Here is a 20,239-nt window from a genome sequence, read left to right as displayed (position 1 = left end):
ACAGATGAAGAAACGGATTCTCCCCGGCCTTGCGGTAGTCGGCCTGGCGACCTTGCTGACGGCCTGCGGCTTCCAGCTGCGCGGCACCGGTGAAACGCGCCTGACCGTGAACGAGCTGAACCTGACGGCGCGCGACGCCTACGGCCAGACCGTCAAGGACGTGCGCGACATGCTCGAAGACGCCCATGTCCGGATCACCTCGGGTGCGCCCTACACCCTGGATCTGGGTGGCGAAGCCCAGAGCGAGCGCACGGCCAGCTACACCAGCGGCGCCCGCAGTGCCGAAGTGGAGCTGACTACCCGTCAGCCCTACACCATCGTCGGCAAGAACCAGGCGGTGCTGGTCAGCGACTACCTGGAAACCCAGCGCTATTACGTGACCGACCAGAACAACATCGTCGGTTCCGAACAGCAGAAGGATCAGCTGCGCCGCGAGATGCGCCGCGAATTGGTGCAGCAGCTGGCCGCTCGCCTGCAGGCCCTGACGCCCGAGCGTCTGGACAAGCTGCAACGCGACGCCGACGCCCGCGCCGCCGCCAAGGCCGAAGCCGACCGCCGCGCCCGCGAGTCCGCCCCGCCGCAGCAGTCGCCCATCGAAATCCCCACCCCTGCGCGCTAAGCGCCGCACCCGGAGCCGCAAGGCTCCGGTTTGCCATCCCGGTTCACCATGAAACTCAACGCCAACCAGCTGGGCAAGCAGCTCCAGGGCTCGCTGGCCGCCGTCTATGCCGTCAGCGGCGATGAGCCCCTGCTCTGCCAGGAAGCCAGCGACGCCATTCGTGGCGCGGCCCGCGCCCAGGGTTTCGACGAACGCGAGGTCTTCGACGTCGATGCCGGGTTCGACTGGGGCCGTCTCTACGAGGCCGGCGCCAGCCTTTCGCTGTTCGCCCAGAAACGCATCCTCGAATTGCGCCTGCCCACCGGCAAGCCCGGCGACAAGGGTTCCGCCGCCCTGCTCGACTACCTGGCCCGCCCCGCCGAAGACACCCTGCTGCTGATCAGTCTGCCGCGGCTCGATGCCGCGGCCCAGAAGACCAAGTGGGCCAAGGCCCTGCTGGAGCACGAGCAGGCGCAATTCGTGCAGATCTGGCCGGTGGAACTGGCGCAGTTGCCGCAGTGGATCAACCAGCGTCTGTCGCGTCTGGGCCTGGCCGCTACCCCTGAAGCCGTCGAGCTGATCGCCGAGCGGGTGGAAGGCAATCTATTGGCCGCTGCCCAGGAAATCGAAAAGCTCCGCCTGCTCACCGAGGGCTCCCAGGTGGACGCCGAGACGGTACGCGCCACGGTGGCCGACAGCGCCCGCTACGACGTCTTCGGCCTGCTCGACGCTGCCCTGGCCGGTGATGCCGAGCATGCAGTGCGCATCCTCGAAGGCCTGCGCGGTGAAGGCGTGGAAGCGGCCGTGGTGCTCTGGGCCCTGGCCCGCGAACTACGCCTGCTGGCCAACCTGGCCTACCTGCAGGAAAGCGGCACGCCCCTGGAGCGCGCCTTCACCCAGGTGAAGCCGCCGGTGTGGGACAAGCGCCGTCCCCTGGTCAGTCGGGCCCTGCAGCGCCAGGGCGCACGTCGTCTGGAAGCCCTGCTGCGGGACGCCCAGGTCGCCGACGAACAGATCAAGGGACAGGCACCTGGCGATGTCTGGCTGACCCTCGCCAGCCTCGCCCTGATGCTTGCTGGCAAGCGGCTGACGCTGACCAAGCCCTCGCCATAGCCGCTCCTTGTAATCCCCGGCCCTTGCAATAGACTGGCATGCCCCCATCAAGGGGTGACATCCCTCCTTCGGAGTACGCACGCATGGCCAAGAAATACAGCCGCGGCCCCAACAAGGCCAAGGTCCTCGTCAGCGATCCCTGTTTTCGCTCACGCCAGGAGCGACCCGCCAAGGGCAAAGGCAGCTACCGCCGCGAAGCCTTCTCGTTGCAAGACGAGAAGGCTTCGGTCTTTCTGGCCGCCTGAAAGCTAGGCCCAGACGCCAGGACCCGGGCCGTGCTAAGGTGAGGCTTCCTGCCTAGACGTCCGGTGGAGACAGATGCAATTCGGGAAAACCCGCGGATTCAAGACCGGCGGCCTCCTCGCCGGAACCCTGGTCACCCTGCTGACCGCCGCCCTGGCCGCCTGCGCCCAGACTCAGACGGCGCCCACCACGGCGTCCTCCTCTCCGACCTCACCCAGTCCCGCCCCTGTGGCGAACGCCTCCGCCAACGCGGCCGAGGCCATGCCCCAGCCGGACGAGAGCTTCGAGCAGTGGCGTAGCCGTTTCCGTACCCTGGCGCTGGGCCGTGGCGTCTCGGCAGCGACCTTCGACCAGGCCTTCGCCGGCGTCGAGCCCGATCCGGCAGTGATCGCCGCCGATCGCAGCCAGCCCGAATTCACCAAGCCGGTCTGGGAATACCTGGAATCCGCCGTCTCGCCGCTGCGCGTGCGCAATGGCAAGAGCCTGCTCATTCAACAAGCGGGGTTGCTGGCCTCCCTGGAAGCCCGCTACGGCATCGAGCCCGCGCGTCTGGTGGCCTTCTGGGGCATGGAGAGCAACTACGGCAACAACATGGGCAACAAGGGCGTCATCCGCTCCCTGGCGACCCTCGCCTACGAAGGTCGCCGCCCGGACTTCGCCCAGGACCAGCTCATCGCCGCCCTCGGCATCCTGCAGCACGGCGACGTCACCGCCGACCGCATGATCGGCTCCTGGGCCGGCGCTATGGGCCAGACTCAGTTCATTCCCACCACCTACGACCAGTACGCGGTGGACTTCGACGGCGACGGTCGCCGCGACATCTGGGGCTCCACTGCCGACGCCCTGGCCTCCACCGCCAATTACCTCAAGGCCTCCGGCTGGCAGGATGGCAAGCCCTGGGGCTACGAGGTGCGGGTGCCCACCAACTTCGACTACAGCCTGGCCGACATGGGCGTGCGCAAGACCCTGGCCGAGTGGAACGCCCTAGGCGTCCAGGGCCTCGGCCTGCCGCAACCGGCGGCCCTGCCGAGCGACAGCGCCTCACTGCTACTGCCTGCCGGTCATCGCGGTCCGGCCTTCCTGGTGTTCAACAACTTCCGCACCATCCTCAGGTACAACAACTCCAGCTCCTACGCCCTGGGCGTGGCACTGCTCTCGGAGCGCTATCGCGACGCCGGCCAGATCGCTGGCAGTTGGCCCACCGACGACCTGCCGCTGAGCCGCAGCGAACGCGTCGAACTGCAGCAGCGCCTGGCCGCGCTCGGCCTGGACCCGGGCAGCGCCGACGGCATCATCGGCGCCAACACCCGCAAGGCCATCCGCGCCTATCAGCAGTCCCAGGGCTGGCCCGCAGACGGCTATCCCAATCATCAGCTGCTGGAAAAATTGCGCGGTTGATACCCTGCCCTGCCAGGCGGCCTCAGCGTGCACGAATCCGCATTCTGAGGATCGCCTCTCGGGCGCAATGAGCAAACTGCGATCGCCAAGGTCGAACGCGAGTCGCGTCGCCCGGGGTACTCGAACGCCCGGGCTCCATTCAAGCCAAGGAACCCGAGATGAGTATTGCCGCCAACGCAGGACGCCTCCCCGACGAGAATACCCTGACCCATCTGCCGCGCCTGGTGGCGCGCTATTACAGTGATCGCCCCGAGCCCAGCGATCCGGGTCAGCAGGTGGCCTTTGGCACCTCCGGGCACCGCGGTTCCTCGCTCAAGGGCAGCTTCAACGAGTGGCACATCCTCGCCATCACCCAGGCCATCTGCGAGTACCGCAAGGCGCAGGGCGTCGACGGTCCGCTGTTCATGGGCATGGACACCCATGCGCTGTCCGAGCCGGCCTTCATCTCCGCCCTGGAAGTCCTGGCCGCCAACGGCGTGGACGTCCGTATCGACGCGGGCTGCGCCGAGACCCATGGTGAGCCGGGTTACACGCCTACCCCGGCGCTGTCCAATGCCATCCTCGAATACAACGCCGGCCGCACCTCGGGCCTGGCCGACGGCATCGTCATCACCCCGTCGCACAACCCGCCGGCCGATGGCGGCTTCAAGTACAACCCCACCAATGGCGGTCCGGCCGACACCAACGTCACCAAATGGATTCAGGACCGTGCCAATGCCCTGCTGGCGAACGGTCTGGAAGGTGTCCAGCGCATGGATTATCGCCAGGCGCTCAAGGCTGCCACTACCCAGAGATTCGATTTCCTCGACAGCTATGTCAGCGGGCTGGGCCAGGTCATCGACCTGGACGCCATCCGCGGCTCCGGCCTGACCTTTGGCGTCGACCCCCTCGGCGGCGCCGGGGTGCACTACTGGCCGCGCATCGCCGAGCGCTATGGCCTGCCGCTGGAAGTGCTGTCGACCCGTGTCGATCAGACCTTCCGCTTCATGCGCCTGGACTGGGACGGCAAGATCCGCATGGACTGCAGCTCGCCCCACGCCATGGCCGGCCTGATCGAGAACAAGGACAGATTCGACGTCTCCTTCGCCTGCGACACCGACCATGACCGCCACGGCATCGTCGCCCGCTCGGTGGGCCTGCTCAACCCCAACCATTACCTGGCGGTGGCCATCGAGTACCTGTTCACCCATAGACCCCAGTGGAGCCAGCAGGCCGGCATCGGCAAGACCCTGGTGTCTTCCTCGATGATCGACCGGGTGGCCCAGGGCATCGGCCGCCAGGTGGTGGAAGTGCCGGTAGGCTTCAAGTGGTTCGTCGACGGCCTGCTGGACGGCAGCCTGGGCTTCGGTGGCGAGGAATCCGCCGGCGCGTCCTTCCTGCGCAAGGCTGGCGGCGCCTGGTCCACCGACAAGGACGGCCTCATCCTCGGCCTGCTGGCGGCGGAAATCACCGCCGTGACCGGCAAGGACCCGGGCGAGCGCTACCAGGCCCTGACCGAGCGCTTCGGCGCGCCGGTCTACCAGCGCATCGACGCCGCCGCCGACCGCGAGCAGAAGGCTCGCCTTGGCAAGCTGTCCGCCGCCCAGGTGACGGCCAAGGAGCTGGCCGGCCAGCCAATCACCGCGATCCTCACCGAGGCTCCCGGCAACGGCGCCGCCATCGGTGGCCTCAAGGTGGTCACCGAGAACGGCTGGTTCGCCGCCCGCCCCTCGGGTACCGAGGACGTCTACAAGATCTACGCGGAGAGCTTCGAGGGCGAAGCCCACCTGGGCCGCATCCAGGAAGAAGCCAAGGCGCTGGTGGACGGCGTGCTGCGCGGCTGATGGCGCGCGCCCTCTCCCCAACCCTCTCCCTCAGGGAGAGGACGCTAAAAGCGGGTCGGTGAGGGATTGGCTGCGCAGCCAGCATGAAAAAGGGCAGCCAGTGGCTGCCCTTTTCTATTACGACGCGAGGATCAGCTAATCTTCTTGGCGCCGTGCGCCTGCTGGTCGGCGTGGTAGGACGAGCGCACCAGCGGACCGGAAGCGACGTTCTTGAAGCCCATCCTGGCGCCTTCCTCGGCAAACCAGGCGAAGGTATCCGGGTGGACGAAGCGCTGCACCGGCAGATGGTTGCGCGAGGGCTGCAGGTACTGGCCGAGGGTCAGCATGTCGATCTCGTGCTCGCGCATGCGCTGCATGACCTCGATGACTTCCTCGTCGGTCTCGCCCAGGCCCAGCATCAGGCCGGACTTGGTCGGCACGTGGGGCACGCGCTTCTTGAAGTTCTGCAGCAGGTCCAGCGACCACTCGAAGTCCGAACCGGGGCGCGCGGCCTTGTACAGGCGCGGGACGGTCTCCAGGTTGTGGTTGAAGACATCCGGCGGCTCCTGCTCGGTGATCGCCAGGGCGACGTCCATGCGGCCGCGATAGTCGGGTACCAGGGTCTCCAGCTGGATGCCGGGCGTGAGCTTGCGGATCTCGCGCAGGCAGTCGACGAAGTGCTGGGCACCGCCGTCACGCAGGTCGTCGCGGTCCACCGAGGTGATCACCACGTACTTAAGGCCCAGATCGGCGATGGCCACTGCCAGGTTCTTCGGCTCGTCCACGTCCAGCGGCTTCGGCCGGCCGTGGCCGACGTCACAGAAGGGGCAGCGACGGGTGCAGATGTCACCCATGATCATGAAGGTGGCGGTGCCGCCGGAGAAGCACTCGCCCAGGTTTGGGCAAGAGGCCTCTTCGCAGACGCTGTGCAACTTGTGCTTGCGCAGCAGTTGCTTGATGCGCTCGACCTCGGGGGTAACCGGGATGCGCACGCGGATCCAGTCCGGCTTACGCGGCAGCTCCTCGGTAGGAATGATCTTTACCGGGATACGCGCGACCTTCTCGGCACCGCGCAGCTTGACGCCGGCTTCCACCTTGTTGGGGCGGGCGGGCGGGGTAAGGGTCTGGACGCTGTCTTGTACTGTATTGGTCATGTCAATCCGATTCCAGGGTGATCGGTTCGGGGTAGCCCAGGCGCAGACTCAGGTGACGGACCAGAGACTCGCGGACGTCGTCGAAAGCTAGTGGCCCGGTCACCAGATCGCGGAGCTGGGTCATGGCCAGGCCGGCATAACCGCAGGGGTTGATCCGGCGGAAGGGCGCCAGATCCATGTCAACGTTGAGCGCCAGTCCGTGGAAGGAACGCCCATTACGGATGCGCAGCCCCAGCGAGGCGATCTTGGCGCCGTCCACATAGACACCCGGCGCATCGGCCCGGGCCTCGGCCTGCACACCCCAATCGGCGAGCAGCGCGATCAGGCTGTCTTCCATGGCGCTGACCAATTCTCTCACGCCCAGGCCCTTGCGGCGAACATCCAGCAGCACATAGGCGATGAGCTGACCGGGACCATGGTACGTGACCTGGCCGCCACGATCGACCTGCACCACCGGAATGTCGCCCACGGCGAGCAGATGCTCGGGCTTGCCGGCCTGACCCTGGGTGAAGACCGCGGGGTGCTGGAGCAGCCAGAGTTCATCGACCGTCTGGGCGCTGCGCTCATCGGTGAAGCGGCGCATGGCCTCCAGGGTCGCCTCGTAGGGCCGCAGGCCCCAGCGGCGCACGCCCAGGCTTGCCGGGGCGGGAATGGTCATCAGATCACCATGTGTACGCGGCCGGTGGCGCGCAGATCCTGATGAATGGCCTGCAGCTGATCCACGCCGGTAGCGGTGATCAGTACCTGCACCGACAGGAAGCGACCATTGCGGCTATCGCGGGTCACCAGGGTGCCACGGTCGAGATCCGGCGCATGGCGCTGGACGGTATCGAGCACCAGCTCGGCGAAATCGGCAGCGGCATCACCGATCACCTTGATGGGGTAACGCGGGCAGGGAAATTCGATCTTGGGGGGTTGTACGTCTTCGGTCATGCGGACTTCCAGGCCGACCGCTGTCGGCAGGGGGCGAAAGGCCCGCGAGCGCGGGCCTTTCCAGAACAACGGATCAGTTGAACAATCCGTAGAAGAACAGGCGAATGCTATCCCACAGGCGACGGAAGAGGCCACCCTCCTCGACCGGCTGCAAGGCGACCAGGTCGGCGGTGTGCACCACCTTGTCATCCAGCTTCACCTCGACCTTGCCGATCACCTGGCCCTGGGCGATGGGAGCGGTCAGCTGCGGATTGAGCACCATCTCGGCATGCAGCTTCTTGGCCTGGCCACGCGGCAGGGTCATGGTCAGGTCATTGGCCAGACCGGCCTGGACCTCACGAGCGTCGCCCTTCCAGACCGGCGCCTTGGCCAGCTCGGTGCCCTTCTTGTAGAAGGACTGGGTCTCGAAGAAGCGGAAGCCGTAGGTCAGCAGCTTCTGGGTCTCGGCGGCGCGGGCCTGTTCGCTGTTGGTGCCGAACACCACGGCGACCAGGCGCATGCCGTCGCGTACGGCCGAAGCCACCAGGCAGTAGCCGGCTTCGTCGGTGTGGCCGGTCTTCAGGCCGTCGACGGTCTTGTCGCGCCACAGCAGCAGGTTGCGGTTGGGCTGCTTGATGTTGTTCCAGAAGAATTCCTTCTGGGAGTAGATGGCGTAGTGCTGGGCATCGGCATTGATGATGGCGCGCGCCAGGATGGCCATGTCATGGGCCGAGGAATAGTGGTTCGGGTCCGGCAGACCGGTCGCGTCCATGAAGTGGGTATTCTGCATGCCCAGCTTCTGCGCGGTGGTATTCATCATGTCCGCGAAGGCGTCTTCACTGCCGGCGATGTGCTCGGCCAGGGCGACGCTGGCGTCGTTGCCGGACTGGATAATGATGCCGTGCAGCAGGTCACCGACCGACACCTGGGTACCGACCTTGATGAACATCCGCGAACCGCCGGTACGCCAGGCGTGCTCGCTGACGGTGACCATGTCGGATTCCTTGATGCGCCCCCGGTCGATTTCCAGGGTGGCGATATAGGCGGTCATCAGCTTGGTCAGGCTGGCCGGCGGCAGGCGCTGGTCGGAATTGGATTCGGTGAGCACGGCGCCGCTGTTGGCATCCATGAGAATCCAGGCCTTGGCGGCCAGCTGGGGCGCTGCCGGGACCATTGTCTCGGCCGCCCAGACGGCCGGGACACAGGCGATCGTTACCAGGAGGAGCAGGCGTCGAGCGATTTTTGCGATTGTCATCCGAATCTCTGAAAGGTTGGGGTGTGGCAGGAGCAGCGGACCCAGGACACCAGGCCCACCTCGATCCGCACGGGGCGGATCACGAAGGCAGGGGGCGGCGACTGGGCGTCATGAAGCATCCTTGCTTCAATCCGGTTGCACGAGAGACGCCTGACCCAGCCGGGCCACGCGTACGCTGTTCTGGAGCTGGGCGACCTCAGCCGGCTGGACCGGTCCGAGACGGACCCGATGCAAGGTCTGCTGGTTGCGCACCGTCGAACTGATGAACACCGGGGCACCGGTCAGGTCGCTGAGCTTGTCCTTGAGCAGTTCCGCAGCGTCCGGATTGGCGAAGGCCGCCACCTGCAGATAGAGCCCAGCGGCTGGGACAGAAACGTTTTTTTTTGCGTCGACGACGGCCGGGGTCACCGGCTCGGCGTGCTGGTTGACTGGTGGCGTATAGGTCTCGATGGCGCCGAAGGTCTGCGTCTCGGTGGTTTTCTGGGCCACCGGCGCCTGGCGCGGCTGCGCCAGCACCATGGGCACCGCCTGACCGCGCTGGGCCCAGTACTGCTGCGGATCGATACCCTCGACGCTGACCCGTGCGGTACCGATCTCGGCGTAGCCGAGCTTCTTGGCAGCGGCGAAGGACAGATCGATGACCCGGTCGGAGTAGAAGGGACCGCGGTCGTTGACGCGCAGGATGACGCTGCGGCCATTGTCCAGGTTGGTGACCCGTACATAGCTGGGCAGCGGCAGGGTCTTGTGCGCGGCGGTCATGCCATAGAGGTCGTAGGTCTCGCCGTTGGCGGTGGCCTGGCCGTGGAACTTGGTGCCATACCAGGAAGCCGTACCGGTCGCGCGGTAGTTGCGCGAGTCGGTCAGCGGGAAGTAGGTCTTGCCCAACACGGTGTAGGGGTTGTTCTTCAGCGGCCCGTTGTAGGGCATGGGCACGGCATCGGGAATGCGGCTGACGTCCACGTCCCACCAGGGTGCGCCGTCACGGTGCGGACGCAGGTAGCCGCCCGGCCCGGCCACGCCCTTGCTGGTCGGCTTGGGCGCCTGGCTGGAGCAGCTCACCAGCAGCAGGCCGAGGCCCAGGCAGCCGGCCAGGCGCGCCATGGCAGTCAGACGCATCACGGCTTGGCACCCTCCGCGGCATGGCGCTCGGCAATGGCGGTCGCCAGATCGGTCACCGCCATGGCGTACATGACGCTGCGGTTGTATCGGGTAATGGCGTAGAAATTGGGCAGGCCCATCCAGTACTCCGGTCCCTTGTCTCCGTCGAGGCGGAACGAGGTTACACGCAAATCGTCACGCAGGGCAGGGTCTTGGGCGTTCCAGCCCAGGGCGCGCAACTCGGCGACGCTCTTGACCGGCTCGATCCCGGCCACCACGCCCTCCTCCACCCGGTCACCGCTGACCTGGGCACGGATGGCAGTAGGCCCGCGGCCGGACCAGCCGTGGCGCTTGAAGTAGTTGGCCACGCTGCCGATGGCATCGGTGGGGTCGGACCAGATGTTGATGTGGCCGTCGCCGTCGAAATCCACCGCATAGGCGCGGAAGCTGCCCGGCATGAATTGCGGCAGCCCCATGGCACCGGCATAGGAGCCGGTGAGACTGAGGGGATCGACCTGCTGTTCGCGGGCGAGCAACAGGAATTCCCGCAGCTGGCTGCGGAAGAAAGGTGCACGCGGCGGATAATCGAAGGCCAGCGTCGAGAGCGCATCCAGCACCCGGTAGTTACCGGTGTTGCGCCCATAGAAGGTTTCCACGCCGATAATGGCGACGATGAACTGGGCCGGTACGTCGTACTCGCGCTCGGCACGGGCCAGCGCCTCTTCGTGGGCCTTCCAGAACTCGACGCCCTGAGCGATGCGACGGTCGGTGATGAAGATGGGCCGGTATTCGCTCCAGGGCTTGACCCGCTCGGCCGGTCGCGAGATGGCGTCGAGAATGGCCTGCTTGCGCTCGACCTCGCCGAACAGCGCCTGCAGCTGTTCCGGGGCGAAGCCGTAACTCTGACTCATCTCGGCGATGAAGTCGCGCGTCAGCGGTGCCGTGTCGTAGTCACCCGCGACGACACCGGTCGTCACGCCCATCGCCGCCGCGAGCCCCAGGCTCTGCAGGCAGCGATGCATCCATCCCATTGTCGGCATCTAACCCTCTGTGTTGCGTGTTAAACCTGGGCGATCCACTTGCGGTGCGTGTGGATCGACATCAAAACTCCGAACCCGGTGAACAAGGTAACCACCGAGGTGCCGCCATAACTGATGAAAGGCAGCGGTACGCCCACCACGGGCAAGAGCCCGCTGACCATGCCGATGTTGACGAAGACATAGACGAAAAAGGTCATGGTCACGCCGCCGGCGAGCAACTTGCCGAACAACGTCTGGGCCTGCACCGTGATGGTCAGCCCGCGACCGATGAGCAGCAGATAGAGCACCAGCAGCAGGCAGACGCCCACCATGCCGAACTCTTCACCGAGCACGGCAATGATAAAGTCCGTGTGACTTTCCGGCAAAAAATCCAGATGAGACTGGGTACCCAGCAGCCAGCCCTTGCCGAACACCCCACCCGAGCCGATGGCGGCCTTGGACTGGATGATGTTCCAGCCGGCCCCCAGCGGATCCATTTCCGGATCGAGGAAGGTCAGGATCCGGCGCTTCTGGTAATCGTGCAGGACGAAGAACCACATGGCCACGGCCATGGGCACCGCGGCGCTCACCGCGCCGATCAGCCAGCGCCACTGCAGGCCGCCGACGAACAGCACGAAGCCGCCCGAGGCCAGCACCAGCATGGCAGTGCCGAGGTCGGGCTGGTCGAGGATCAGCACGAAGGGCACCACCACCAGCGACAGGCTGATCAGGCTGTGCTTGAAGTTCGGTGGCAGGCTGCGCTTGGAAAGGTACCAGGCCATCATCATGGGCATCAGCAGCTTCATGAATTCCGACGGCTGGAAGCGGATCACCCCGGGAATGTTGATCCAGCGAGTGGCGCCCATGGCGTTGTGGCCCATGACGTCCACCACCACCAGCAGGGCCACGCCGATCACGTAGCCCAGCGGCACCCAGCGCGCCATGAAGCGCGGCTCCAGCTGGGCGACGATGGCCATGGCCACCAGGCCGAGGCCAAAGGAGCTGGCCTGCTTGAACAGCAGGTCGAGGCTGCGACCGCCCGCGGAGTAGAGGACGAACAGGCCCGTCGCGCCCAGCATCAGCAGCAGGATCAACAGGGGACCGTCGATATGCAGGCGCTGCAGCAGGGTGGCGCGCCGCTTCATCACGTCCCCTTCGGGGATGGTGCGATCGAAGTTGGGGGCAAGACTCATGGCTGCACCTTGGTCGCGGCGGCAGTGGCCGCAGCGGTACTGGGCTTGGCGTATTCCGCCTTGAGATGGCCCTGGTCATCGAGCAGCCAGGCGTCGAGGACCTGGCGCACCACCGGGGCGGCCACGCCACTGCCCGACTCGCCGTTCTCGACCATCACCGCCACGGCGATCTGCGGATTGTCCGCCGGGGCGAAGGCCACGAACAGGGCGTGGTCACGGTGCCGCTCCTTGAGCGCCGCCGAGTTGTACCTCTCGTTCTGGCGAATGGCGACCACCTGGGCGGTACCACTCTTGCCGGCGATGCGGTATTGGGCACCGACATTGATCTTGTGCGCGGTGCCGCGGGGATTCTGCACCACCATCTCCATGCCGTGGACTGCGCGATCCCAGTAGCTATCGTCCTTGAGCTGGATATCGGGCATGGGATTGGTGTCCACCGGCGGCTGGCCGTCCAGGGTTCTGGCCAGGTGCGGACGGATCCACTTGCCGTGGTTGGCGATCAGGGTGGTGACCTGGGCCAGCTGCAGCGGCGTGGTCTGCATGTAGCCCTGGCCGATACCGAGGATCAGCGTCTCACCCGGGAACCAGGCCTGCCGACGGGTAGCGCGCTTCCACTGGCGCGAAGGCATCAGCCCCGGGGACTCCTCGAACATGTCCAGGGCGACCTTCTGCCCGAGCCCGAACTTGCCCATGTACTCGGCGAGCCGGTCGATGCCGATCTTGTGGGCCAGATCGTAGAAATAGGTGTCGTTGGATCTCATCAGGGCCATGTCCAGATCCACGTAGCCTTCGCCGCCGTGGTTCCAGTTGCGGTACTTGTGATCGTAGTTGGGCAGCTCGTAGTAGCCCGGATCGAAAATCCGCGCCTGGGGCGTGGTGGCGCCGCTGTCGAGACCGGCGATGGCCACCGCCGGCTTGATGGTCGAGCCCGGCGGGTAGAGCCCGCGCAGCACGCGGTTGTAGAGCGGGCGATCGATGGAATCGCGCAGCTCGGAATATTCCTTGAAGCTGATCCCGGTAACGAAGGGGTTGGGGTCGTAGCTCGGCTGGCTGACCATGGCCAGCACCTCGCCGGTCTTGGGCTGGATGGCGACGATGGCACCGCGGCGCCCGCCCAGGGCGGCTTCGGCGGCGGCCTGCAGGCGGGAATCGATGGTCAGGACGATGTCCTTGCCCGGCTTGGGGTCGGTGCGATTGAGCACCCGCAACACCCGGCCGCGGGCGTTGGTTTCCACTTCCTCGTAACCCACCTCGCCATGCAGCTCGGGTTCGTAGAAGCGCTCCACGCCGGTCTTGCCGATATGATGGGTGCCGCTGTAGTTGACCGGATCCAGGCGCTTGAGCTCCTGCTCGTTGATCCGGCCGACGTAGCCCACGGAATGAGCGAAGTGCTCGCCCATGGGATAGTGGCGCACCAGCTGCGCCGTCACCTCGACCCCGGGTAGACGGAACTGGTTGACGGCGATCTTGGCGATCTGCTCCTCGGTCAGCTCGAATAGCACCGGCACCGGTTCGAAGGGCCGCCGGCCCTGTTTCATGCGCTTCTCGAACAGCTCGCGATCTTCCTCGGTCAGGCCCAGGACCTGAACCAGGGTATCGAGGGTCTCCCGCCAGTTGTCAGCCCGCTCACGGGTGATGGTCAGGCTGAAGCTGGGGCGGTTGTCGGCGACGATGATGCCGTTGCGGTCGTAGATCAGCCCGCGGGTAGGCGGAATCGGCTGAACGTGGACCCGGTTGTTTTCCGAGAGGGTCGAGTGGTACTGGTACTGGATGACCTGCAGGTAGTACATGCGCGCCACCAGTACGCAGGCGAGCACGAGAAAGAGTGCCGCCCCGACCATCACGCGGGCGCGGACGAGCTGGGCGTCTTTCTCGTGGTCCTTGAGGCGTATGGGTTGCGACATCGCAGGTACGGACTACTTGTGATACGGATGGCCGGCCAGTACGGTCCAGGCACGGTAGAGCTGTTCACCGACGAGGATGCGCACCAGCGGATGCGGCAGGGTCAGCGGCGAGAGCGACCAGCGCTGCTCACTGCGCGCCTGCACCTCGGGGGCGAGGCCCTCGGGGCCGCCAACCATGAGATTGACGGTGCGGGCTTCCAGGCGCCACTGCTGGAGTGTTTCAGCCAGTTGCTCGGTGCTCCAGGGCTTGCCGGTGACCTCCAGGGTCACCACGCGCTCGCCCGGCTGCACCTTGGCCAGCATGGCCTCACCCTCCTGGCGGATCAGCCGGGCGACGTCGGCGTTCTTGCCACGGGTCTGCAGCGGGATCTCGACGAGCTCCAGCGGCAGTTCCGGTGGCAGACGCTTGACGTACTCGTGCCAGCCCTCCTCGACCCAGCGCGGCATGCGCGAGCCGACGGCGATGAGACGCAGGCGCACCGGCTTATTCGCCGTGAGCGGCGCGGCTCTGCTCGGCCCCGCGCCAGAGGCGCTCGAGGTCATAGAACTCGCGGGTGGTCGGCAGCATCACGTGGACGACCACGTCACCCAGGTCCAGCAGCGCCCATTCGCCGCCTTCCAGGCCTTCGCTGCCCAGCGGGCGCACGCCCTGCTGCTTGACCTTTTCCAGCACGTTGTCGGCCAGCGACTTCACGTGGCGGCTGGAGGTGCCGCTGGCGATGACCATGATGTCGGTCACGCTGGTCTTTTCGCGCACGTCCAGGGAAACGATGTCCTGGGCCTTCATGTCTTCCAGGGCGGCGATGGCCACCTGGACGAGTTGTTCGCTTTGCATGGTGTAGCTCTTACCTCGGTTCGGAGGACGCCGGATAGAGACCGTGCGTCCGGATGTAGTCAAGCACGGCATCGGGCACCAGGAAGCGGATCGACTTCCCGGTGGCCAAGAGGCCGCGAATCTGGGTGGCGGACACCGCGAGCGGGTTCTGCCAGATAAAGGTGATCTGCCCGCCCGGCCCTTTCAGGGCCTGGGGATCGGGCTGACTGCGCGCCGCCAGGAAATCGCGCAATTCCTGACAGGGCTCGCTGTCGGCGTCGGGCCGTTGCAGGACCAGGATGTGGCACAGCTCCAGCAACTCGCGCCAGCGATGCCAGCCTGGCAGGCCACAAAAGGCGTCCCAACCCAGCATCAGTAACAGCTGCACTTCATCGCCGAGTTCGGCGCGCAGGCTTTCCAGGGTCTCTATGGTATAGGAGTGGCGCGTTCGGCGCAGTTCCCGGTCATCGACCACCAGGGTCGCGACGTCGGCCACCGCCAGTCGCACCATCGCCAGGCGATCCTCGGCGGAGACGCTGGGTGCCTCGCGATGGGGCGGCCGAGCGCTGGGAATCACCCGCAGCTCGTCCAGCGCCAGGGCCTCGGCCACCTCCAGCGCAGCGCGCAGATGGCCGATGTGCACGGGGTCGAAGGTACCGCCGAACAGGCCGATGCGTGTGGGCAGACTGCTCATCAGCTACGGACGTGGCCATCGCCGAAGACCACGTACTTCTCGCTGGTCAGCCCTTCCAGGCCCACCGGCCCGCGGGCGTGCAGCTTGTCGGTGGAGATGCCGATCTCGGCGCCCAGGCCGTATTCGAAGCCGTCGGCGAAGCGGGTAGACGCATTGACCATCACCGACGCCGAATCGACCTCGGTAAGGAAACGCCGCGCGTCGCTGAAGTTTTCGGTCACGATGGCATCGGTGTGCTGCGAGCCATAGGCATTGATGTGCTCGATGGCCGCGTCGAGGCCGTCCACCACCCGGATGGACAGAATCGGCGCGTTGTATTCGGTACGCCAGTCTTCTTCGCTCGCGGCCAGCACCTCGGTGCCGAGCAGCGCGCGGGTCCGCTCGCAACCGCGCAGCTCCACATGCTTGTCGCGGTAGATGGCGGCCAGGGGGGGCAGCACCTGCTCGGCGATGGCGGCATGAACCAGCAGCGTCTCCATGGTGTTGCAGGGGGCATAGCGCTGGGTCTTGGCGTTGTCGGCGATGCGGATGGCCTTGTCCAGATCGGCGGCGCGATCGATGTAGACATGGCAGATGCCATCCAGATGCTTGATCACTGGCACCCGGGCATCGCGACTGATCCGCTCGATCAGGCTTTTGCCACCGCGCGGCACGATGACGTCCACATACTCGGGCATGGTGATCAGCGCGCCTACGGCGGCGCGGTCGGTGGTTTCCACCACTTGGACCAGCTCCGCAGGGAGATCGGCCTCGGCCAGACCGGCCTGGATGCAGGCAGCGATGGCCTGGTTGGAATGAATGGCCTCGGAACCACCACGCAGGATGGTGGCGTTGCCGGACTTGAGGCAGAGGCTGGCCGCGTCGATGGTCACGTTGGGCCGCGACTCGTAGATGATGCCGATGACACCCAGCGGCACGCGCATCTTGCCTAGCTGGATGCCCGAGGGCACGTATCTCATGTCGCGGATTTCGCCAATGGGATCGGGCAGGGTCGCGACCTGACGCAGGCCTTCGATCATGTCGTCGATGCGCTGGGGCGTGAGTGCCAGACGATCCAGCATGGCCGGCTCCAGGCCGTTGGCCCGTGCCGCGCTCAGATCCTGCTCGTTGGCAGCGGTCAACTCGGCGCGGCAAGCGTCGAGGGCCGCAGCAGCAGCGAGCAGCGCGCGATTCTTCTGGGCGGTGCTCGCCCGGGCGGCGACCCGCGACGCGGCACGGGCAGCCTGGCCAAGACGGGTCATGTAGGCGGAGACGGACTCGGTCATGGTCGGCGGCCTGCGAAAGACGGTAGGAAAGCCGCAGAGTATAGCGTCGCCAGGCCTGGCGCGGCCAGCGCCGAGGGGCCTGGCGATGGCATCCGGTTGCTCGATTTGGTTGACTCGCCACGGCCTGTCGGGAATCATCCGCCGCTATATTTGCCGTTCAGCTTGCGTTCAGCTATTCCCTAGGTTCTGGACGAAAAGTCGTCGAGCGATGGTCAGGCGAAGGGAAAAGCGCCGAGGAAGCGAAATTTACGCGTGGTAAATGAGCATTCCGAGGCGTTTTTCGACCAAGCATCACCGAGCGCAGCCCTTTTCGTACAGAACCCGATAGCCGAATCCGTTCCAGCTCTGCGCCAGCCGCGACTGGGTGCTGCAGCGATGCCTACCAGCCTTCACGGAAAGAACCATGCCCAAGCACCTTACCTTGCCCCTCGGCCTGCTCGCCCTGTTGATCCATGCCGATGCGACCTGGGCCGCCACTGCCGATGCCGCACCGACCGCGGCTGTCGTCCAGGCGCTGGAAGCCCAGCTCAAGAAGACGCCTCAGGATCCGGATGCCCTCGGTAAGCTGGGCAGTGCCCGTCTGGCGCAGCAGCGCTATACCGATGCCGAGCAGTTGCTGACCCAGGCCGTGCAGAAAGGCGGCAAGACCTGGCAGCCGGCGCTGGACGAGGCGCGCTATCACCATCTGCTGGAACGTGCCCACGCGGCCGAGAACAAGCGCGAGCTGGATCAGGCACGGGATCTCAGCGTCGAAGCCATTCGCCTGCGCCCCGAAGCCGTCGAGGCGCAACTGTTCCTGGCCGGCATCCAGAGCCAGAAGCGCCAATGGGAGCTGGCCGAGGCCACCTACCGCCAGGTGCTGATGCGTGAGCCGGCCAACGTCGACGCCTACTACGGGCGCATCGCCGCACTCAACGAGCTGGGCCGTACCGAAGAAGCCCTGCAACTGACCAAGAGTCTGCAGCCGAGCGCCAAGAGCCCGATCAAGGGCCTGGATCGCCTGCGCGCCGGCCAGGCCATGCAGGAAGCCGAAGCCGCCGAGGCGCGGGGTGATCTGCAGGGCGCCTCGCGGCTGCTCGAACAGGCCCGCAAGGAGGCTCCGGAGGATCCCTGGCTGCGCCTGGCCCAGGCCCGCCTGGAGGTCCGCCAGGGTCGGCCGCGCGCCGCCCGCGACCTGGTCGACAGCCTGGTCAAGGATGGCGCCCAGCGTCCCGAGGTGCTCTATGCCAGCGCCCTGCTGTCCAACGAACTGGGCGAATACCCGCGCGCCATGCAGACCCTGATGCGCATCCCCCAGGCGCAGCGTTCCCCGGACATGAACGCCCTGGCCGCGCGCATCACCTTCAACGAACAACTGGCCGAAACCGTGGCCCTCGCCAAGCAGGGACGCCGCGAAGAAGCGCGCAGCCTGATGCAGCGCCTGGAGACCCGCGCCGGGCGCAACCCGGATCTGATCGGCGATCTGGCCGAGGCCTTTGCTACCGCGGGCGATCCCGAGCACGGCCTGGAATTGCTCAAGCCGCTGATCTCCGGCGATACCCGGCCGGCGCCTGGCATGCAGCTGCACTACGCCAGCATCCAGTTGCAGATGAATCAGGACCAGACCGTGGGCAATGTCCTGCGCGACCTGCAAGGCGTGGTGCTCGACAGCGGCGAGAAGCAGCAGTACGACGACCTCCTCGCGCGCTATCGCATTCGCCAGGCCGACCGCCTCACCGATCAGGGCAAGCTGGCCGCGGCCTACGACACCCTGGCGCCGGCGCTCAAGGCCCGTCCCGACGACAAGGCCGCCCAGGCTGCCCTGGCGCGCATGTACCTGGCCAGTGGCGACACCCAGAAGGCCCGCCAGCTCTATCGCGACGTGCTCAGCGACCAGCCCAAGGACGCCGAACTCTATCTGGGCGCGGCCGAGATTGCCGCCAAGTCCCAGGACAGCGTCACCGCGCGCCAATATCTGGACCAGGCGGTCAAGCTGGGCCAGAGCGATCCCCAGGTGCTACGCCGCGCAGCCCTGCTCTATCGCGACATCGGCATGGCCGGTACCGCCACCAGCCTGCTGGAACAGGTGGTCCAGGTGGAACGCAAGGATCGCGAATCCGCCGCCCGCGCCGCCGGTGCCAGCGACAACCCCTTCGCCACCCTGCCCGGCCAGAGTCGCAGCGATGACGCCCTGGCGGCCGTTCCTGCCGCCGTGGGCGGCAGCGGTGGCAGTGCCGACTACGCCTGGAGCGATCCGCTACAGGCGCAGAAGGCCGCCAACAACCCCTTCAACGACCTGTCCGTGGTGCCCACCAGCAGCCTGTCGAGCAGCCTGGCCACCGAGCAGATCCTTGGCCAGCTGCAGCGTGAGCGCAGTATCCGCATCACCCAAGGCTTGAACGTGCGCAGCTACGACCCCAGTGGCAGCTCGCGCCAGACCACCGTCAGCGCCCCCCTGGAGATCTCTTTTCCAGCCGGCGACCAGCGCATGGCGGTACGCGTCACCCCGACGCGGATCAACGACAGCAGCAGTGACGGCAGCCAGAAGGAAAACGGCGTGGCGGCGTCCATTGCCGTGGAAGATGCCGGGCGCGGCCTCAAGGGCGACATCGGCGTCTCGCCGGTGGGTCTGAGATACAGCACCGTCGTGGGTGGCGCGACCCTGGAGCGGCCGCTGAGCAGCCTGAGCGAGAACCTGCTCTATGCCCTGAGCGTGTCGCGTCGCTCGGTGACCGACTCCCTGGCCTCCTACGGCGGCATCCGCGATCCGCGCACCGGCCAGGAATGGGGTGGCGTCACCGCCAATGGCGGCCTGGCCCGCCTGCGCTACGATGACGGGCGCTACGGTTCCTACATCTACGGCGCGGCCCATCGCCTGACCGGCCATGACGTCAAGAACAACGACCGCTTCGAGATCGGCACGGGCGTCTACTACTACCTGCGCAACGGACCGGACAGCCTCTTCACCGTCGGCCTCTCCGCCACGGCGATCGGCTACGACAACAACCAGAACCACCTGACCTACGGCCATGGCGGCTACTTCAGCCCGCAGCGCTACTTCGCCATCGGCGTGCCCCTGGTCTGGGCGCAGCGCGGCGACCTCTGGGCCTACCAGGTGCAGGGCATGCTGGGCGTGCAGACCATCCGCCAGGACGCTGCGGATCGCTATCCCGACGACGCCGCCCTGCAGGCTGCCGCTGAAGCCGCTGGCGAAGGCCAGTATGGCAGCAAGAGCAAGACCGGCGTGGCCTACAGCCTTTCGGCCAATGGCGAATACCGCCTTAGCGGGCAGTTCGCTCTGGGCGGTCGCCTGGGCCTGGACAACGCCCAGGACGAGCGCGACGTCAACGGCAACCTCTATCTGCGCTACTTCTTCGAGGAACAGGAGGGCCGGCCGCAACTCTCGCGTCCGCAGCCCTACCGGTCACGTAACGAGGAATGAGGAAAAAGGCCCGCGCATGCGGGCCTTTTTCTAGCTGATCGAACCCTCTGCAAACGACCGTTCATCCTCACGCTCGTCGCCACTTCGACCGCCCCGTCCCCAGCGGCAACCTTTCGTCCGCATGCCTTGCCGCCTGCCGTTGACGACCTCTGCGCCTCATCCAAACATGAGCGCAACACGACCACCGCATCGGTCGCTGATCCGGTCGTCCCGTTGCAGTATCCGAACAAGAAAATTTTGTTGGTACGTCACGGAGTGCCCGTGACAGTATTCACAAAATTTGTCGCCTAGTGGCCTTTAGCCATTAAATTGACGCCAACAACCTGAAACCTTTCTTTCGACCCAACGGGATTCGC

General features: G+C 66.2%; 18 protein-coding genes. 6 read left to right on the top strand and 12 right to left on the bottom strand.

The window, feature by feature from the left end; translation table 11 throughout:
• The first annotated feature begins 4 nt into the window (after positions 1–4).
• From lptE to pgm, 5 genes are all read left to right on the top strand, one after another.
• Positions 5–619, top strand: coding sequence for an LPS assembly lipoprotein LptE (gene lptE, locus APT59_RS05315; protein WP_059313901.1), 615 nt, complete (start codon positions 5–7; stop codon positions 617–619).
• A gap of 48 nt (positions 620–667) precedes the next feature.
• On the top strand, positions 668–1,711 hold the full coding sequence (gene holA / locus APT59_RS05310; RefSeq protein ID WP_059313900.1) for a DNA polymerase III subunit delta: 1,044 nt from the start codon (positions 668–670) through the stop codon (positions 1,709–1,711).
• Positions 1,712–1,794: 83 nt separating this feature from the next.
• A complete protein-coding gene (arfA, locus tag APT59_RS05305; RefSeq protein WP_059313899.1) occupies positions 1,795–1,956 on the top strand; it encodes an alternative ribosome rescue factor ArfA in 162 nt (53 codons plus the stop codon).
• 73 nt (positions 1,957–2,029) lie between these two features.
• Positions 2,030–3,352, top strand: coding sequence for a lytic murein transglycosylase (locus APT59_RS05300; protein ID WP_059313898.1), 1,323 nt, complete (start codon positions 2,030–2,032; stop codon positions 3,350–3,352).
• Positions 3,353–3,510: 158 nt separating this feature from the next.
• Positions 3,511–5,175 (top strand): phosphoglucomutase (alpha-D-glucose-1,6-bisphosphate-dependent), encoded by a 1,665-nt coding sequence (gene pgm / locus APT59_RS05295; protein WP_059313897.1) that lies wholly within the window; start codon positions 3,511–3,513, stop codon positions 5,173–5,175.
• 131 nt (positions 5,176–5,306) lie between these two features.
• On the opposite strand, the gene lipA is transcribed toward pgm, so the two are convergent.
• From lipA to APT59_RS05235, 12 genes are all read right to left on the bottom strand, one after another.
• Positions 5,307–6,308: a lipoyl synthase gene (gene lipA, locus APT59_RS05290; RefSeq protein ID WP_059313896.1), complete on the bottom strand. Its 1,002-nt coding sequence runs from the start codon at positions 6,306–6,308 to the stop codon at positions 5,307–5,309.
• 1 nt (position 6,309) lies between these two features.
• Positions 6,310–6,966 (bottom strand): lipoyl(octanoyl) transferase LipB, encoded by a 657-nt coding sequence (gene lipB / locus APT59_RS05285; RefSeq protein ID WP_059313895.1) that lies wholly within the window; start codon positions 6,964–6,966, stop codon positions 6,310–6,312.
• Positions 6,966–7,241 (bottom strand): DUF493 domain-containing protein, encoded by a 276-nt coding sequence (locus APT59_RS05280; RefSeq protein ID WP_059313894.1) that lies wholly within the window; start codon positions 7,239–7,241, stop codon positions 6,966–6,968. Before APT59_RS05280 ends, lipB begins: the two co-directional genes overlap by 1 nt.
• A gap of 73 nt (positions 7,242–7,314) precedes the next feature.
• A complete protein-coding gene (locus APT59_RS05275) occupies positions 7,315–8,475 on the bottom strand; it encodes a D-alanyl-D-alanine carboxypeptidase family protein (protein ID WP_059313893.1) in 1,161 nt (386 codons plus the stop codon).
• Between the two features lie 126 nt (positions 8,476–8,601).
• Positions 8,602–9,591 carry a septal ring lytic transglycosylase RlpA family protein gene (locus APT59_RS05270; protein ID WP_059313892.1) on the bottom strand — a complete coding sequence of 330 codons (990 nt, stop codon included), beginning with the start codon at positions 9,589–9,591 and terminating at the stop codon, positions 8,602–8,604.
• Positions 9,591–10,613, bottom strand: coding sequence for a lytic murein transglycosylase B (gene mltB, locus APT59_RS05265; protein WP_059313891.1), 1,023 nt, complete (start codon positions 10,611–10,613; stop codon positions 9,591–9,593). The genes APT59_RS05270 and mltB overlap by 1 nt, the downstream gene beginning before the upstream one ends.
• A 20-nt stretch (positions 10,614–10,633) precedes the next feature.
• Positions 10,634–11,737, bottom strand: a complete 1,104-nt coding sequence (gene rodA / locus APT59_RS05260; RefSeq protein ID WP_156428989.1) for a rod shape-determining protein RodA — start codon at positions 11,735–11,737, stop codon at positions 10,634–10,636.
• A gap of 44 nt (positions 11,738–11,781) precedes the next feature.
• On the bottom strand, positions 11,782–13,689 hold the full coding sequence (gene mrdA, locus APT59_RS05255) for a penicillin-binding protein 2 (RefSeq protein ID WP_059313889.1): 1,908 nt from the start codon (positions 13,687–13,689) through the stop codon (positions 11,782–11,784).
• A 12-nt stretch (positions 13,690–13,701) separates the two neighbouring features.
• Complete coding sequence (gene rlmH, locus APT59_RS05250; protein ID WP_007159668.1) at positions 13,702–14,169, bottom strand: 23S rRNA (pseudouridine(1915)-N(3))-methyltransferase RlmH; 468 nt, start codon at positions 14,167–14,169, stop codon at positions 13,702–13,704.
• 4 nt (positions 14,170–14,173) lie between these two features.
• On the bottom strand, positions 14,174–14,524 hold the full coding sequence (rsfS, locus tag APT59_RS05245; protein ID WP_059313888.1) for a ribosome silencing factor: 351 nt from the start codon (positions 14,522–14,524) through the stop codon (positions 14,174–14,176).
• Between the two features lie 10 nt (positions 14,525–14,534).
• Entirely contained in the window at positions 14,535–15,197 is a 663-nt protein-coding gene (gene nadD / locus APT59_RS05240; protein ID WP_059313887.1) for a nicotinate-nucleotide adenylyltransferase, read from the bottom strand.
• Entirely contained in the window at positions 15,197–16,462 is a 1,266-nt protein-coding gene (locus tag APT59_RS05235; protein ID WP_059313886.1) for a glutamate-5-semialdehyde dehydrogenase, read from the bottom strand. Before APT59_RS05235 ends, nadD begins: the two co-directional genes overlap by 1 nt.
• Before the next feature lie 403 nt (positions 16,463–16,865).
• Here APT59_RS05235 and APT59_RS05230 point away from each other — a divergent pair, with 403 nt between their 5' ends.
• Positions 16,866–19,883, top strand: coding sequence for a cellulose biosynthesis protein BcsC (locus APT59_RS05230; RefSeq protein WP_059313885.1), 3,018 nt, complete (start codon positions 16,866–16,868; stop codon positions 19,881–19,883).
• Positions 19,884–20,239: the final 356 nt, after the last annotated feature.

This window comes from Pseudomonas oryzihabitans, assembly GCF_001518815.1.
GTDB classification, from domain to species: Bacteria; Pseudomonadota; Gammaproteobacteria; order Pseudomonadales; family Pseudomonadaceae; genus Chryseomonas; species Chryseomonas oryzihabitans_E.
Note: the sequence above shows the minus strand (reverse complement) of the source record. Positions and strands in the feature narration are given on the sequence as shown.